At 53.4% G+C, this 15247-nt stretch carries 18 protein-coding genes, 1 tRNA gene and 2 pseudogenes; 12 read left to right on the forward strand and 9 right to left on the reverse strand.

The features are described from left to right. The first annotated feature begins 9 nt into the window (after positions 1-9). The 3 genes from JCM15764_RS03555 to JCM15764_RS03565 all read left to right on the forward strand — a co-directional run bounded on the left by JCM15764_RS03555 (position 10) and on the right by JCM15764_RS03565 (position 1483). Positions 10-324: a hypothetical protein gene (locus JCM15764_RS03555; RefSeq protein ID WP_054692667.1), complete on the forward strand. Its 315-nt coding sequence runs from the start codon at positions 10-12 to the stop codon at positions 322-324. A 95-nt stretch (positions 325-419) separates the two neighbouring features. Further along, a complete protein-coding gene (locus JCM15764_RS03560) occupies positions 420-779 on the forward strand; it encodes a hypothetical protein (protein ID WP_054692669.1) in 360 nt (119 codons plus the stop codon). Beyond that, entirely contained in the window at positions 776-1483 is a 708-nt protein-coding gene (locus tag JCM15764_RS03565; RefSeq protein ID WP_054692671.1) for a CheR family methyltransferase, read from the forward strand. The genes JCM15764_RS03560 and JCM15764_RS03565 overlap by 4 nt, the downstream gene beginning before the upstream one ends. On the opposite strand, the pseudogene JCM15764_RS03570 reads toward JCM15764_RS03565, so the two are convergent. Together JCM15764_RS03570 and JCM15764_RS03575 are read right to left on the reverse strand one after the other, a co-directional pair. Then, positions 1470-2446: pseudogene (locus JCM15764_RS03570) on the reverse strand (beta-ketoacyl-ACP synthase III). The gene JCM15764_RS03565 and the pseudogene JCM15764_RS03570 sit on opposite strands and share 14 nt — an antisense overlap. 122 nt (positions 2447-2568) lie before the next feature. Then, a complete protein-coding gene (locus JCM15764_RS03575; RefSeq protein ID WP_054692819.1) occupies positions 2569-2883 on the reverse strand; it encodes a hypothetical protein in 315 nt (104 codons plus the stop codon). A gap of 60 nt (positions 2884-2943) precedes the next feature. Between JCM15764_RS03575 and JCM15764_RS03580 the strand changes: the two genes are divergently transcribed. Then, the gene (locus JCM15764_RS03580) at positions 2944-3435 is read left to right on the forward strand and encodes a HEAT repeat domain-containing protein (protein ID WP_369412232.1); all 492 of its coding nucleotides are present in this window, start codon (positions 2944-2946) and stop codon (positions 3433-3435) included. Positions 3436-3454: 19 nt separating this feature from the next. Next, positions 3455-3523: a hypothetical protein gene (locus JCM15764_RS27765; RefSeq protein ID WP_369412237.1), complete on the forward strand. Its 69-nt coding sequence runs from the start codon at positions 3455-3457 to the stop codon at positions 3521-3523. Between the two features lie 27 nt (positions 3524-3550). Here the strand turns inward: JCM15764_RS27765 and JCM15764_RS03585 are convergent, their stop codons facing one another. The 4 genes from JCM15764_RS03585 to JCM15764_RS03595 all read right to left on the reverse strand — a co-directional run bounded on the left by JCM15764_RS03585 (position 3551) and on the right by JCM15764_RS03595 (position 6365). Further along, positions 3551-4927: an HD-GYP domain-containing protein gene (locus JCM15764_RS03585; protein WP_054692674.1), complete on the reverse strand. Its 1377-nt coding sequence runs from the start codon at positions 4925-4927 to the stop codon at positions 3551-3553. Then, complete coding sequence (locus JCM15764_RS21640; protein WP_369412238.1) at positions 4920-5216, reverse strand: HEAT repeat domain-containing protein; 297 nt, start codon at positions 5214-5216, stop codon at positions 4920-4922. The genes JCM15764_RS03585 and JCM15764_RS21640 overlap by 8 nt, the downstream gene beginning before the upstream one ends. Beyond that, the gene (locus tag JCM15764_RS03590) at positions 5186-5470 is read right to left on the reverse strand and encodes a HEAT repeat domain-containing protein (protein ID WP_243688293.1); all 285 of its coding nucleotides are present in this window, start codon (positions 5468-5470) and stop codon (positions 5186-5188) included. The genes JCM15764_RS21640 and JCM15764_RS03590 overlap by 31 nt, the downstream gene beginning before the upstream one ends. 136 nt (positions 5471-5606) lie before the next feature. Continuing rightward, the gene (locus JCM15764_RS03595) at positions 5607-6365 is read right to left on the reverse strand and encodes a hypothetical protein (RefSeq protein WP_054692680.1); all 759 of its coding nucleotides are present in this window, start codon (positions 6363-6365) and stop codon (positions 5607-5609) included. Between the two features lie 336 nt (positions 6366-6701). On the opposite strand from JCM15764_RS03595, the gene radA reads away from it, so the two are divergent. From radA to JCM15764_RS03625, 7 genes are all read left to right on the forward strand, one after another. Then, complete coding sequence (gene radA, locus JCM15764_RS03600; RefSeq protein ID WP_054692822.1) at positions 6702-8090, forward strand: DNA repair protein RadA; 1389 nt, start codon at positions 6702-6704, stop codon at positions 8088-8090. Positions 8091-8144: 54 nt separating this feature from the next. Further along, positions 8145-8501 (forward strand): RNA polymerase-binding protein DksA, encoded by a 357-nt coding sequence (gene dksA / locus JCM15764_RS03605; RefSeq protein WP_054692684.1) that lies wholly within the window; start codon positions 8145-8147, stop codon positions 8499-8501. A gap of 56 nt (positions 8502-8557) precedes the next feature. After that, positions 8558-9853, forward strand: a complete 1296-nt coding sequence (locus JCM15764_RS03610; protein WP_243688294.1) for a GAF domain-containing protein — start codon at positions 8558-8560, stop codon at positions 9851-9853. After that, complete coding sequence (locus tag JCM15764_RS21645; RefSeq protein ID WP_243688295.1) at positions 9802-10383, forward strand: two-component system sensor histidine kinase NtrB; 582 nt, start codon at positions 9802-9804, stop codon at positions 10381-10383. Before JCM15764_RS03610 ends, JCM15764_RS21645 begins: the two co-directional genes overlap by 52 nt. Before the next feature lie 51 nt (positions 10384-10434). Further along, a tRNA-Ala gene (locus tag JCM15764_RS03615) sits at positions 10435-10510 on the forward strand. A gap of 286 nt (positions 10511-10796) precedes the next feature. Then, entirely contained in the window at positions 10797-11471 is a 675-nt protein-coding gene (locus JCM15764_RS03620) for a DUF4062 domain-containing protein (RefSeq protein WP_054692687.1), read from the forward strand. Further along, entirely contained in the window at positions 11468-12346 is an 879-nt protein-coding gene (locus tag JCM15764_RS03625; protein WP_054692689.1) for an ATP-binding protein, read from the forward strand. The genes JCM15764_RS03620 and JCM15764_RS03625 overlap by 4 nt, the downstream gene beginning before the upstream one ends. 449 nt (positions 12347-12795) lie before the next feature. Here the strand turns inward: JCM15764_RS03625 and JCM15764_RS21650 are convergent, their stop codons facing one another. The 3 genes and pseudogenes from JCM15764_RS21650 to JCM15764_RS29275 form a co-directional block, all read right to left on the reverse strand. Beyond that, positions 12796-13368 carry a DEAD/DEAH box helicase gene (locus JCM15764_RS21650; protein ID WP_243688296.1) on the reverse strand — a complete coding sequence of 191 codons (573 nt, stop codon included), beginning with the start codon at positions 13366-13368 and terminating at the stop codon, positions 12796-12798. A gap of 122 nt (positions 13369-13490) precedes the next feature. Next, positions 13491-14081, reverse strand: a complete 591-nt coding sequence (locus tag JCM15764_RS29270) for a DEAD/DEAH box helicase family protein (protein ID WP_439645251.1) — start codon at positions 14079-14081, stop codon at positions 13491-13493. Positions 14082-14405: 324 nt separating this feature from the next. Continuing rightward, positions 14406-15220 (reverse strand): annotated as a pseudogene (locus JCM15764_RS29275) (TOTE conflict system archaeo-eukaryotic primase domain-containing protein); the annotation flags it as partial. Between the last annotated feature and the right edge of the window lie 27 nt (positions 15221-15247).

Raw genomic sequence — 15247 nt, forward strand, 5'->3', positions numbered from 1 at the left:
ATTATAATAATGACAGATGAGACAAATGTTTATGGAACAGTGTTGACTTACTTTTCCAATGAATTTACGACTATCAAGGAACGTCTGAAAACCGGGCAGTTTGAAAACTATCGGGAGCGGGTGGTTGTCAGTCAACTGATATCCGAGGCAATCAATCTGCTGGCGCCATACGTGCGCAGCGATGCCCGTACCCGCATACTGGTAAGAAACGGAGAGACGCTGAAAAAGGATCTTCTTTCGGTTCGTGATCTCATCACCAGGAAATCATCCCCTCGCCCTGAAAATCCCTCCCTGCTCAAGGCCCTTCTGGACAAAAAACAGTAACTGCCGCTTGAACCAGCGTTGACAAAATCCGCTAAAGTGTATAAAGAGGGGTGCCCTTTGGCATTGCCGTACGTCATTGCAAGGAAAACTGATTCATGCAGATGCCTTTCAGTGTTCATCCCAGCCTTGCCTCAAAAGTTGCAGAAGAACGTCTCGCCCACCTGCTGGTGCCGGGGAAGATCGAAGATCATGACCTTGACCTACGCATTTCCCGACTTGACCGTTTATTTCACTGCTATGCCACGAGCATTACCCATGGCCTGTGGGTGCCGGGACTGGTCATAACCCATGAAATGCAGGCCTTTGCCGAGCTCCTGTTTCCTCTTGATCGAATAATTCCCGTATTCAATCGATTTTTTGCCAAGCAACCTTATTCACACCGTTCCTTGGTGCTTCGGCCATTCACAGCGCTCCCAGCTGGCCCGATGCCTTGCATGAGCTTCAATCTCTCGTGACAAGTGCCAACCCTGCCGAGCTGCTGCGCAGCCTCCTCGCCGACGAGAAAAAGAGGCGCCATTTCTTCTTTCTCAATTTTCTGCCGCCACGATACGGGGGCGGTTTTAACCGTTATCCGAAGCAGTTGGACTTCCTGAAGGACTGGCTCAGGGAAAACAGGCGCAGATTCAACGATGGGATTAACTGCCTTGATGCTGCCTGCGGCTGCGGTGAAGGGACCTATGAACTGGCGGCACTGCTGCTGGATTGCGGTCATTGCCCGGAAACTTTCCACATCTGCGGTTCAACCATTGAACCGTTCGAGCTGTTTGCCGCCGCCCATGTCTTTTTTCCCCATGATCTGCAGCGTCAGGCTAATTACCAACGTCATGTGGCGCCATTGTTCAGCGATGAAATCTCCAAGAGAATGGCTTTCCGTTTGGAAGACATTGTCGGTACACCGGCTACAGCCGAACGATTCCACGCGATCCTCTGTAATGGCATTCTGGGAGGTCCTTTTCTCCACGAAAAAGTGGCGCTGGAAAAGGCGGTCGCAGGACTGGCGGCGAGATTGAACCTGGGAGGTATTCTGCTCGCCGCCGACAAATTCCATGGCGGCTGGAAGAAAAAGGCGCCGGCAACACTGCTGGTGGAGATTTTTACGAAGGCTGGTCTTGAGGTGTTGAAATTGGAGGAAGGGCTGGCGGGTATTAAAACTGGATGAGGATGCCCCCCCAGGAGAGTCCGCCACCGAAGCCCATGATCAGGACCAGATGGCCCGGTTTGATCTTGCCGCTGGTCACGTTCTCGTCCAGTGCCAGGCCGACGGAAGCAGCTGCAGTATTGCCGTAACGGTCAAGATTGAGCAGGAATCTGTCCTTGTTGATGCCGGTCTTTTTGGAAATGAAATCGATAATGCGGACATTTGCCTGATGGGGAATGATATGGTCGAGCTGGTCAGGGCGGATACCGGCCTTGGCGGTGACTTCCCCGATGATTTGCGGAATGACGTCCGTGGCAAAGATGAAGACGCTTTTCCCGGCCATCTTGAAGGTATTTTCCTTTGCCGCTATGGTCTCGGCGGTTATTGGTTTCCTTGACCCGGATGATGGCACCTGGATCAGCTCCCAACCGTTGCCGTCGCTTTTGACAATGCTCTGCAATATGCCCTTTTTCTCCTGAGTGGATCCGAGAATCAAGCGCCGGCGCCGTCACCGAAAAGAGGGCAGGAGGTCTTGTCCTGCATATCAAGTATTTTGGAATAGGTATCGGCGCCAATGACGAGGACTTTCCCATACTTGCCGGACCTGATGAAGTTGTCGGCCGTCTCCACTGCGTAGATGAAACTGCTGCAAACTGCATTCATGTCGAAGGCAAAGGCGTTTGCTGCCCCGATATTCTTCTGCACCATGCAGGCTGTAGGCAGGATCATATCGGGAGTCGATGTTGCAACGATGATGCAGTCAATGGATAGCGGGTCTATCTTCCCCTTTTGCAGGGCATCTTTTGCAGCTGAAGTGGCCAGGTCAGAGGTGGATTCAGTTGCAGAGGCAAATCGCCGCTCCCTTATTCCCGTCCGCGAGCGTATCCATTCATCAGCGTCCTCCACCAGATAATCGAAGTAACTATTAGCTATGGCGTTTACCGGGACGAAGCCGCCGGTGGCAAGTACTTGTGAATATAACATCATCTCTCCCATCTGCCTGGCAAATTTGCCTGCAAATCCAAAACAGCGTTAGTTTATCGCACATTTGAGCTGCATTTGTCAAACCAATAACTCCGTTGGTTGCGTGTACAAAAATCTTCCGGCTATTTCCTTCTACCCAGAAGGGCATCGGCCACACCATAGAGCCAAAGGCCGAAAAAAGCAGCCAACAACCATCTGGCAGCAGGGGTATCATTCCTCATTGTTTCCAGCACCTGTCGCATATCCGGTGAGCCGGGCATTTTCGAAGAAACGATTATTTTTGCGACTCCTTTAAGGGCGAACAGGAGCGCTCCGATGAGAAAGATGTTCACCAGCGCGATCATTATGGAACCCTTGATTTTGCACCCCTTATAGAGCTGGCCCAAACCGGGGAGCACCAGGCCCGAAAGCAGGGCTGCCTTTAGATTCATACCCATGAAAAAACTCCCAAAATGAAATTTATTGTCCAACGTGTCCTTTTTTGATAGAAATACCCAATGGATTCAAAAGCCCTCAACAAACGACGTCAAGCTCTTATTGCCGCACTCAAGGATTCAAGTGAAGCGGTGCGCGCCGCTGCGGCACATTCTCTGGAATGCCTGGAAGGGCTCGGTAGCCGGGAAGAAATTCTCGATCTGTTGAAAAAAGGGAACCGCTCTGCAAAGATAAAGGCCATTTATGCACTGGGGCAATTAGGGGGAGAGAAGGCTATTCCTCCGCTTCTTTACTGCATCTCCCGTCCGGAAGAAGATATAAAATCGGCAGCCATTGAGGTGCTGGGCAAACTGGCCAATCCTTCCACGTTAATGCCGCTCGTCGACAAGCTGAAGGAGCCGAATTCAGCCATCAGGCAAAGGCCATCGCGGCATTGGCCAACTTCAGGGATCCATCCCTGGTCCCTATCCTGTTGCCGTTCCTCGATGCGGGCGATGGACTTCTTGATGCAGAAGCGGCCCGGACACTTGGCTGATCGGGAACCTGCAGCTTGAGGAACGTCTGATTTCGCTGATGCAGTCACCTCACGCAGCGACCAGGGAAGCAGCGGCTTCTGCCCTGGGGCGGCTGGCGCTGTCATAGCAGGTTTTTTGCCTGCCGAAGACCGACCTACCTTGCTGAAGACATGTTGAGACAGCCGGCAATATCGATATTTTTCACTAGAGGATCTACTACCGCCACAATTCTGGCGTAGGTATTTCCCTTTTCGTCAACCAGCTTCCTGCGCAGAGGTATAGCAAGTCTTTTGCCGGCAGCATCCATTACAATCTTCACCTTCGGTGCTTCAGACACCTGGAGATTCGGCCGGTAGACAATGGCGATTTCATTATTATCCAGCCTCACCACCGTTCCTACCGGGTACGGCCCCATCATCTCTTTGAACTTATCCACTATATCGCCATTCAAATAAGAACCCGCTATCGTCTGCAGGTGGGCAATGGCCTCTCTGGGGTTGTATGACTTTTGGTAAACGCGGACCGTAGTGATGGCGTCATAACAATCGGCAGCGGCAACAATTTCGCTCATTGAGGTGAATGGCATTTCCCTTGCCCACTCGGGGTAACCCTTACGATTATAGCCGATGTGGTGTCCAAGCACGGCCTGTGCCACCTTTGGATTGATTCCTTTCATTTTAACGATGATTTCAATGCCCGATTCGGTATGTTTCTTCATCTCTTCGTATTCAATTGTCGTCAATTTTCCTGGCTTGTTAAGGATGCTCTTTTCTATGCGGACCTTTCCCACATCATGGAGGAAACCGGCCATGCCGACCGTCTCTATTTCCTCCCGCCCAAGATCCATATGGGAGGCGATGGTCATGGAAATTACCCCCACATTGACACTGTGATTGAAGGTATAGTTGTCGTAGTCCTTGATCATCGATAACGCCAGCAGTGCTGCCGAATCCTTGACCGCCAATGAAGCCATTTCCCGGACCACGGTTGATATTCTGTCGCTGCCGGGAATTCTGCCCAGCTCAACTTCCCTGAAGATCTGCTCCACCGTTTCGAGGGCTTCATGACGAGTCCTGAGGCAGGCTTCCTCCTGCTGAATCTCTTCCTGGTCCTCATCCATGGCCGTGATGATGGAGAGACCCGTTATCCCCTGGGAGCTGATTTCGGTGTTGATCTGTTCAGCCTTCAGTTGATTCTTTCCCAGGAGGGTAACGAACCGGGCAAGTCCGCTGACGTTAATACCGGGACTGAGGATGATGCCGGTGATTTCCTTCTCCTGCAGGCGGGTTGCCAGCTCTTCAATGCTTGTGGATGGTGCGAAAAACAGCTGCTTCTCGACAAATAAGACCCCATCCACAACTCCCAGCCTGACCTCGGGGTGAGCTCGCAGGGCTGTCTCAACAATGGTCACAATTTCCTGAAGCGGGTTGAGAATGGCTGGATGGCCGGAGGGGTAAAAGCCGACTCCCTTGATCGAACCCGACAGCAGTGTCGCCATGCGCTGGGCGATTTCCTGGCTGATTTCACTCATAGAGACCTTCCGCCACCCTCTCGATATTGTCAACCGCGTCACTGCAGGCTTTCCCCAGAGATCCGCCCCTTGCCGCACAAGCGTTCAGAGAAGGGAGCGCTGCTTCATCTCCGAGTCGGCCAAGCGCCGTAGCGGCCACAATCTTCATTTCGTCCCACTTACTCCATGGCAGCCAGCTGTTTGATCCAAGCAGGCTGAGCAGTGGGGTGACGGCCCGTCTGTCACCAATCCTGCCAAGGGCGATGATCGCTTCCTTCTTTACCTTGATTTGCCTGGAGAAAAATCCGATTTTTCAATAATCTGGATCAGCAGTTGCACGGCGGCATCGCTCTTTAAAAGACCCAGAGACATTATGGCATGAAGGACAATGGCCGGGTCTGCATCTTCAATAAGCTCGATAATCATGGATTCGGCATCTTTGCCGCCGATTTTTACCAGCGCATGGATAGTTTCCTTCCTTACCCGCTGATCGCCATGATAGAGCGCCGGCCTGAAGGCATTGGCGCTGTCCCTGCAGCCGATCTGCCCTAAAATGGCCACCATGTTCCGGACCACATACCATCTCTCGTCCTTGAGCATGGCGAGAAGCGGAGGAACCGCCGGCTGGCCGATGGCGAGCAGTGCTGCTGCAAGTGATTTTCGGGCATGAAGCCGTCAGCCAGGCAGAGCCTCTGAATGATCACATAGCAATCTTTGCCCCCAGTTTTTTAAGTATGGGATAAATCTTTGCCGTCTCCAGCGGACTCTTGCTCTCCATGTGCTGCAGAAGAAAATCGATCGTAACCCCTTCAGCAATTTGCTCCAGGGTAAAAACAGCATAATCTCTCTGCACTTGGGACCGGTTTGTATCTTCATTATGCTGCAGGAGCGCATGCAAAACCAGAAAAAGAGGGGCGCAAACAGCTCTTTCTTTGAAACCTTCTGCCTTGCTGGCCAGATTGCGGGCCAACTGCTGGTAGCGGTTGTCGTCGGTTTCCCGGTCCATTCGGGCAAGCAGTTCCATCAAGGTATCTGTATCAGTGTTCCCACTGTCTGCGGGATAAGAACCTTCTTCCTCCGCAGCCCATTCAGGTCCCTCTTCGTCCGTTTTGGCCAGCGCATCTCCAGACTCCATTTTCTCTTCAAGCGCCTGCCGCTTTTCCCAGATCACCGACAGATCTATCTCATTGGCCCATATTGTTCGTATGCCCCTTGCCGGCATCAGCTGTGCCATCCCCCCGGAAAGCGCAAGATTCTTTTGGTCCATGGACAACAGGTGCAGGAACGCACGCAGGTCATCGAGGGACAGATCCGGGAGAAATGTAAGCTGCTGAATCCTGCGGATGAACAACTCAGCGGCAAGGCTGACAACCATCTGGTTCAACTCTGCCTTTATCGGCTCACCTGCGTAGGAGAACCCTGCCCGGCTGATGGTCAATGCCAGTTCTTTTTCCTGCACAAAATGCCCTAAGGTATTATAGACATTGGTGACTATCTCCTCGCGCTTCGGGTGCTTCGGGATAAAAGCCGATGGCTCTCATTGCCTTGTAAATATCTGCCAGAATAGGACCGGGGTTTCCAGGCTTTTCTGTCTTGGGGCGTACCAGCTTCAATATGGATTCGGTGCCTAAATTCATCGTTTCCCTGTTTACGCAGGATAATGGTAGAAAAGGAATTTTATATTAATGTCAAAATCATTGTCAAACTAATACACCGATAGCCGCCACAAGGGTCGCTGTTGACACCCCTGGAGAAAGGGACTACTATCCGGGCCAGTACAAAGAGGGATAAGACATTGAAAACAAAGACCCTTTACAGTTGCCAGAAATGCGGCTACCAGTCCGCCAAGTGGCTTGGCCGATGCCCCGACTGCGGGGCATGGAATACCATGGAGGAAGAAGTTGCCATTAAATCCGGGGCAGCCGCCAGCAGGTCACTCCCCGGAGGCCCCCCCTTGCCGATCAACCAGGTCGGTGGGGAAGCAGAGATGCATCTTCCCACCGGCATCTCAGAGTTCGACCGGGTGCTGGGGGGAGGGCTGGTGGCAGGTTCCCTGGTCCTTATCGGTGGTGATCCCGGTATCGGTAAATCTACCTTGCTTCTGCAGGCCATGAACCACGTGGCTAAGGCCGGCGCCGTCCTTTATGTTTCCGGAGAAGAGTCCGCCCGGCAGATCAAGTTGCGCGGCGCGAGAATGGGAGTCAATGCCCCTGGCCTCTACGTCCTGGCCGAAACGGCCCTGGAAAACATCCTTGCCCATATTGCCAGGATGCAGCCGAAGGCGATAGTTATCGACTCCATTCAAACTATCTTCACCTCAGGGCTGGAATCGGCACCCGGCAGCGTCAGTCAGGTGCGTGAGACAGCCGGCCGGCTGATGATAATGGCGAAAGGGAGCGGCATTCCGGTCTTCATTGTCGGCCATGTGACCAAAGATGGCGCCATAGCCGGCCCACGAGTGCTGGAACATCTTGTTGACACCGTCCTCTACTTTGAAGGGGACAGCGGTCATCCGTTCAGGATTCTGCGTGCGGTTAAAAACCGGTTCGGTTCCACCAACGAGATCGGTGTCTTCGAAATGAAGGAAGGAGGGCTCTGCGAGGTCAGAAATCCCTCCGAGCTTTTCCTTTCCGAACGGCCCATCGGGGCTTCCGGCTCTGTGGTCGTGGCGTCTCTGGAAGGGAGTCGCCCAGTCCTCGTCGAGCTGCAGGCCCTGGTCAGTGCCTCTTCACTTGGTGTTCCTCGCCGCACAACCATTGGCGTCGATCATCACCGTCTGTCCCTGCTTGTGGCTGTTCTTGAGAAAAAAGTGGGGCTGTCGCTGGCGGGCCAGGACATTTTTCTGAACGTGGCGGGCGGGGTAAAACTGAATGAGCCTGCCGCCGACCTGGGCATGGTTGTTGCCGTCGCTTCAAGCCACCTTGACAAGCCCATAGCCGGCAACACCCTCCTTTTGGGGGAGGTGGGTCTGACCGGAGAAGTGCGAGGTATTACCCAGCCCGAGCTTCGAGTCAAGGAAGCCGCCAAGCTGGGATTCAGCCGCTGCATCCTTCCAGCCGGCAATCTGAAACAGGTTAAAGCAAAGGGTCTTGAACTCATTGGCGTGAAATCGGTAGACGAAGCCTGGACAAGGTCTTTTAGGTCACTCCTCGGCAGGCTTGACCACAAAATTTTCCTTTACTAAATAGTTAAATTCCTTTTTAATATTATAATGATTTAGCAAAGGATGGTGAAGTCCATGGATTCAGAAAAGCTTGAGTATTTTAAAAACGTGCTGCTGGAAGAGATCCGCGTCCTCAGGGAAGAAGCCGGCAGGACCGTATCGGAAATGACCTCGGACACGACGAATTTTCCCGACCCAAATGACCGGGCTACCCAGGAATCGGATCGCAACTTCGAATTGCGCATCAGGGACCGGGAACGGAAACTCATCAACAAGATCAAGGAAGCACTTCAGCGTATCGAGGACGGCACCTTCGGCATCTGCGAAGTATGCGAAGAAGACATCAGTGAAGCGAGACTCAAAGCACGCCCGGTAACCACCCTTTGCATTGACTGCAAAATGGATCAGGAACAGAAAGAAAAGCTGCGATAATTTTCAGTATGCTCTGACTTTTCACCCTCCACTACACATCCCGCCGGAGTTTTGCCATGACCTTTCGGGACAGGTACAACCTCTTGAGTTATGCGGTGCGCATAGCCGACGCCCCAAACCGCACTTCTCTCCAGAAGTTGAAATCTCTTGTCAAACGTCTTGCCGGTTCACTCCAGCTAACATCCGTCACCATTTATCTCCATGATCAGTATCAAGGATGCCTGTCCAGGAAAATAAGCAGCGCCGATCCGGGCACCATGACTCCATGCAATATCCCACCAGGACAGGGCGGCGCCGGAATTTGTGCTGCCAGAAGAATTCCGCTCTCTATCCCTCCGCAGGCTCTCCATGCCGACGAAACCAGGCATGGTAGTGAAGTCGAATTTCTTTGCGAACCCATCTCACGCAATGACCGATTTTTTGGCGTTCTCGCCATCGGCCTGGGGCCAAACGAGAGCCTGACCGCTACCAGGAAAAAGGTCCTGGAGCAGGTGCAAACCATTGCCCTTCAATTGTTGACCAACCTTTCTGCTGAAAATGACAAAAAACTGAAAGACCTGTCCCTTCTCTACCGTGTCAGTAATACCATCCTTTCCACCATTGAACTGAACAAGCTGATCCACCTTACCCTGACGGCGCTTACTTCGGGGCCGGCTCCCTTTTTCGACCGGGCCATGCTTTTCCTTATCAACAAAAGGTCAGGAATCATGCAGGGAATGCTTGGCGTGACCAGGGAAACAGCAGCTCGCTGCACCGATCCCTTCAACGAGTCTGAGGATATCCTGGCCAGTCGCTGGGATATCTCCGATGATAGCATGGTCTGCCAGCGACAATCCGACTTCAATCAAAAGGTAATGGCCAGCCGTCTGGAGTTGGACAAGTCACTGAACCTGGCGTCCCGGGCCGTGCTGGAAAAACGGCTGATCTATGTGCCCGTGGCCGCCCGCGAAAAGCAGGCGGATCATACTTTCATCAAGCGCTTCGGCATCAGCTCCTTCGCTGTCGCCCCCCTCATAGCCCGTGAAAAGGTGGTAGGGGTCATCGTGGTCGACAACAGCCTCGAAGGAAGGCCTATCAGCAAAGATAACCTGCGCTTTTTACAACTCTTCACCAATCAGGCCGGCATGGCCATCCAGAATTCCATCCTCTATAATCGGATCGAAGATACCAATCGCGATCTGTCGGAGGCCCAGGACCGGCTCATCCAGGGAGAGCGTCTGGCGGCCATAGGTGAAATGGCTGCCGGCATTGCCCATGAGCTCAAGGGCCATTGGTTGCCATCGGCGGATTTGCACGGCGGTTGGCAGGCAGGCTGGCCAAGGCATCCGACGAGAAAGAAAGTGCCGACCTGATCGTCAGAGAAGTGCTGAGACTGGAGAAGATGCTGACCGATATCCTTTCTTTCTCCAAGAAGACAACAATCTGTTACACCCCCTGCAATATCTCTGAGATAGTTAAGGACGCTCTGGCAGTGGTCCGGCCCTCCTTGGAAGAGAAAGGCATCCGGGTTACGACCCGCTTTCCCCGAAAGATCGAGGCGCTTCTCGGCGACTGTCAACAACTGAAACAGGTGTTCATCAACCTTTTCTTCAACGGACAGGAAGCGATGAAAAATGGCGGTGAGCTTGCCATTCGTGTCGGGACCTCAACCATCGACGGACAGAAAGCCGTTGCCGTCAAGGTCAGGGATACCGGCGGAGGCATTCCGCTGGAAACTCTTCACCACATCTTCAATCCCTTTTACACCACAAAAGACACCGGCACCGGCCTTGGTCTTCCCATAGCAAACCGCATTATCACCAACCATTGCGGCAAGATCCATATCAACAACCGCCCCGGTATCGGGGTGGAATTCAGCGTCGTCGTGCCCATCCAGAACTGAAAATTCCTTTTCAACCGGTACAATTTGCGGTATACATTGAGAAAATCATCAGGGGATGTAGCTCAGTTGGGAGAGCGATGCGTTCGCAACGCATAGGCCGTCGGTTCGATCCCGATCATCTCCACCAATAATAACGAGGGGGTAGGCGATACAGCCTAGCCCCTCGTTGCATTTCAATCTGTTAGCGTGTCCTCCAGCATCTATGCTTGAAAATGAAAAAATCCCCCTCCGGGCAACTCCTTTTCCCTTGATCATATCTGTCCACCCTACGTCTCATCGAAACTTCATTGGGTGAATCACTTCCCGGTGGCAATTGCGCATGCCAGTCAAACAGCTGGTAAAACCTCAAGAAATCTGGTATGTTTCAACAATTTCTAACACAAGAGAGTCCCATAAGAGACAGAGGATCGCACGTGGAGAAACTGAGGATATTCGTCAGCTCGGTTCAGAAAGAGCTCGAAAACGAACGCATTGCCATTACTGAGCTCGTTTCGTCCGATCCCTTTCTCGGCCGGCATGTGGAGGCAATTCTGTTCGAGGAGCTTCCGGCGGCGGCCATTTCTGCTGAGGTAGCCTACCTTAGCGCCCTGCGTTCTTGCCACATATACATCGGGATTGTTGGCTTCGAATACGGTCGCAAGGGGGCTGATGGCCTTTCCGCGACTCACCGGGAATACACCGAGGCCAAACGGCTGGGAATACCCACCTTCTTCTTTGTCAAAGGCGACAATACGCAGGATGAGCGCCGTGATGAGGAGATGAAGGCCCTCTTTGCCGAAATCCGCGACGAACAGCACGGCCATGTCTATAAGCGCTTCACCCACTACCAGAGCCTGAAATCATCCGTCCGGGCTGTGTTGCTCACGGAACTTGGAAAACAGGGCATGCGCCCGACCTCCGAGGAGACGGCAATTGCCGAGCAGACCATTGCCCAGGCCTCCGATTTCGACTCCCGTCTCATGGAACGCGCCGATATAGCCGAGTTGGACAAGGCTCTGTGTCGCCGTCTTGTCGCGGCATGCACCGGCATCCCGGAGAGAGACCTGGAGGAGGACAGCATTCGCAAGACATTGATGAACCGCGGTTGATCTGGCAGAATGAAGAGTCCAGGGCCATCCACCCGACGGCCGCCGGTCTGCTCTTGCTGGGGAGAAGTCCCGAGACCTTCTTCCCGCAGGTTCGCATTGCCGCCAACGCTTTCGGAGGGAAAGAACGGGGCGAACCGATTGACCGCGAGGACATTCGTGACCCCCTGCCCATCGCGATCGAGCGTACGTTTCAGTTCCTCAAGCGCAATATGCGGCACACCACCCGCATCGAAGGCTTCTCCAAGGTCGAAATTCATGAGTACCCCTATGAAGCCTTGCGGGAAGCCGTCGTCAATGCCGTTGCCCATCGTGACTACGATCTTGCCGGTTCAAGCATACGGGTGGAAAAGTATGCCGACCGCATCGAGATTGTCAGCCCCGGCCTCCCACCTGAACCAATCACCCTGCAGAAGATCGAGCGGCTCGATTACATTGCCTGTTCCCGTAATCCGAATCTGGCCCGAGGGCTTTCCTTTTTCGAGCGCATTGAAGAGCAGGGAGACGGCTTGCGCCGGATCGTGCGCGAGTCGGAAGGAATCGGCTTGTCACGTCCTCAGTTTCAGTTCCGAGACGGACACTTCAAGGTCATCTTCTTCGCCCCGGAGGACATTCTGATGCTGAAGAGCCAGGGTGCCAGGCCGGTTTTCGAAGTGCCTGGGCATTTGCTTGCCAATCTTAGCGAGACGCAACGCACTATTATTAAACAATTGATTAAGCGGCAAACAGTGAAAGTGCCGGAACTTGCGGTTGAACTGAACGTAACGCCTCAAGCCATTCGTAAAGCTATCATGCCACTTATTGAGGCCAGGCTGGTTGTTCAGGAAGGTAAGGCGAGAGGCACGACCTACTCTCTCAAGGAAGGCTTACCGGAATGAAATCCGCAACTATTCGCAACCTGTTTACGCCGTATCCGCAACCATCGGCGGATATTGGTATCAACCAGAGAATCCGCAACTATCCGCAACCGGATTAGTGAGTATCCGCAACCGACTTTACGTCGGCCACCATTGGGGTATCTGCTACCATCCGCTACCGATTATAGCGGTATCCGCTACCAGAAAATGCCGCAACCGTTTTGCAACCGGATTTGGATGATTCCGAACCCAAGTTATGAGGCATCGGGGACTTGGCAGTGCACTTTGCAAGCTTGGCGCGGAGTCCGATGATATCAGGAGGTTGAATGCCCCCAGGAGGATTTGTCTGCCAGCAGGTGCGGCCATTGCTGTCTTAACCTCGGCGCGTTGGCATTTGAAGCAATCATTAAGCAAATCATGATGCAAAGATGCTGGTTTGCATCATTGTTTGCTTCAGTGTAGCAAAGGAGTTATGAAGCACGCTGTGGCGTGGCCTGCAAATACCCCATCGCCTTGAACCCCTTCATCCGCTTGTCATGCATCTTCGCCAGCATCGGCACTGAACTGTCCACATAGTCGTAAACCTGCACCTCACCCTTGCCGGGGTGGATTCGATGCAATCTGCCGGCGTATTGCACAAGCATTCCCTTCCATGAAAACGGCAGCGCCAGAAAGAGGGTGTCCAGCCGGGCATCATCAAAACCTTCGCCGATATAGCGTCCGGTGGCAAGGATCAATCGTTCCTCGTCATCGGGAATGGAAGCCAGATGATCCATGACCTTGCGCCGTTGCTTCACTCCCATCCCTCCCTGGAGCACCACCAGATGTTTCACCGAGTCACGTAGTTCCCCGGCAAGAAATTCCAGATGGTCTTTTCTCTCAGTCAAAAGGATAGGCGATCTTCCTTCGGCAAGTGACTGCCGGATATCATTGATGATGAGTCTGTTCCGCTGACGATCAGCGGTCAATAGGGCATAGATTTCCTGGATTGTCTTTTCACTGTTCGTGTCCGGCAGGCTGAAGCTGGTTTCCCGCAGGATCAATCGGCGAGTAAATTCTTCGTCTGTCGCCAGTTGTTTCCGGTTCAGTGAAAATCTGGTCGGACCGCACTGTAGGTGAATGATCGGCTGATGGCCGTCCCGCCGGTACGGGGTAGCTGTGAGTCCTACACGTATTTTGCCTTGACCTCGGCCAGCACCCTTTCAAAGGAAAATGCCGGCAGGTGATGGCATTCATCCACGATGATCTGGCCATAGTTGGCCACCAGGTCGGCGACCTCTTCTTTTCGGACCAGACTCTGCATCATGGCCACGTCAAGGACACCGGTAGCCTTGCTCTTGCCGGAGCCGATAGTGCCGATCGTCTTTGGCGGGAGGTCAAGAAAGCGGGAGAGCTGTGACACCCACTGGTCAAGGAGCGGTTTACGATGGACCAGGACAAGAGTTGAGCAGTTCCGGGTCGCAGCCAGCCATGCACCGATCACCGTCTTGCCGGAACCGGGTGGGGCAACGAAGATACCGATGTCATGCGGCAAAAGCTCATCAACTGTCTGCTGTTGGATGTCGGAAAGCGTGCCGTGAAAGGTGAAAGTGGTTGTTGTGCCGGTTTGTCGTTTGTCGTCAAGGTGTAACGCAATACCATACTCGTCCATAAGAGACTGGAGGACATCTCGACAGCCCCTCGGCAGGGCTACATGCCCTGGCAACTCCTCGAAACAGGCAATTACCCTTGGGGTGTTGTGGGTGGAAAGCCGCATCTTCTGCTTCTTGAAGAATTCCGGATTCTGGAAAGCGGCCAGCCGTTTGATCCGGTTCAGCAGTGCAGAGGGAATTCCTTTCGTCTCGATGAAGATCCGTTGCGCGAGAATGGCGGCGATCTTTTTCGGCAGTTTCCCTTTTATCCGTTGTTCCGGCAATCGGCCTGACGGTGAACGTTCCCACGGGGCCTGTTCCTCGTCATCATCGGATGGCAATTTCAAGCCGATCACCTGGCCCTTTCGGACAGCCCGGTCGGCGATTATTTGCACTTCTTGCGGAGAAAGGTGCTTGAGCGAGGCCAGATAGCCCCACTGATCGGCATATGGAACAAAGGATTCATCGACAAAGACCGAGTTTTCCAGCTTACGGGGCTCCCCTTGCATCGGCAGGGCGATCAGGTTGCCAAAGCCGCCACGGGGCATGGTGTCCTGGCTGGGGAAAAGTCGATCATAGGATTCCATGCTGAGTTGATGACGTCGGGACATGGTCTCGGTGATGAGGTAACATCCCATGACTCGGGCAACCGAGGCCATGACCGGATTGGTAAAAAAGAACCAGACATGAGCGCCATTGCCGGAACGTGAGCGTTCCACGGCCACAGGGAGGTCAAGAGAGGAACATGTTGCCCGGAAGGCCGCTACGTCCTCCTGCCAGGTAGACTTGTCAAAGTCCACGGCCAGAAATCGGCAGGTGTCGTCCGGCAGCAGCGGATAAACGCCTATGGTCTCTTTGCCTTGAAGATGCTCGCGAAGTACCGCATCACCGACCGGGATATAGGCCTGGTGGTCACAGTCGCTACACTTGATGCGGGGAAACTTACGTTTTCCGCAGAGCGCGTATTTGCCGTCATTGGCGCAAGCGGCATGTAACCTTTGCGGTCATCTTTCTTGCTGAGCCAGAGTTTTGGGTATACATCTTCCCTTCCCCTGAAGAGGGAACGGAACAGGGCAATCTTTGCTGTCGGGGATAACGTGGTATTCCCCTGGGTTGGGGAAGGGTCTATATCAATGCCTGACAGTTGCCGACGCAGGTCAAGAAGACGTTCAAGTATCGTCTGCCGCTCAATATCGAGCCGGGCAAGTCGACCTTCCTCCTGAGCGATTGTTTCACTAAGCCGATCTTTGATAGTCTTCGCCAAAGTTTTATCCGTGTGGTCCTGAGTGAA

The organism is Geotalea toluenoxydans JCM 15764, from assembly GCF_001311985.1.
In the GTDB taxonomy this organism is placed as follows: domain Bacteria; phylum Desulfobacterota; class Desulfuromonadia; order Geobacterales; family Geobacteraceae; genus Geotalea; species Geotalea toluenoxydans.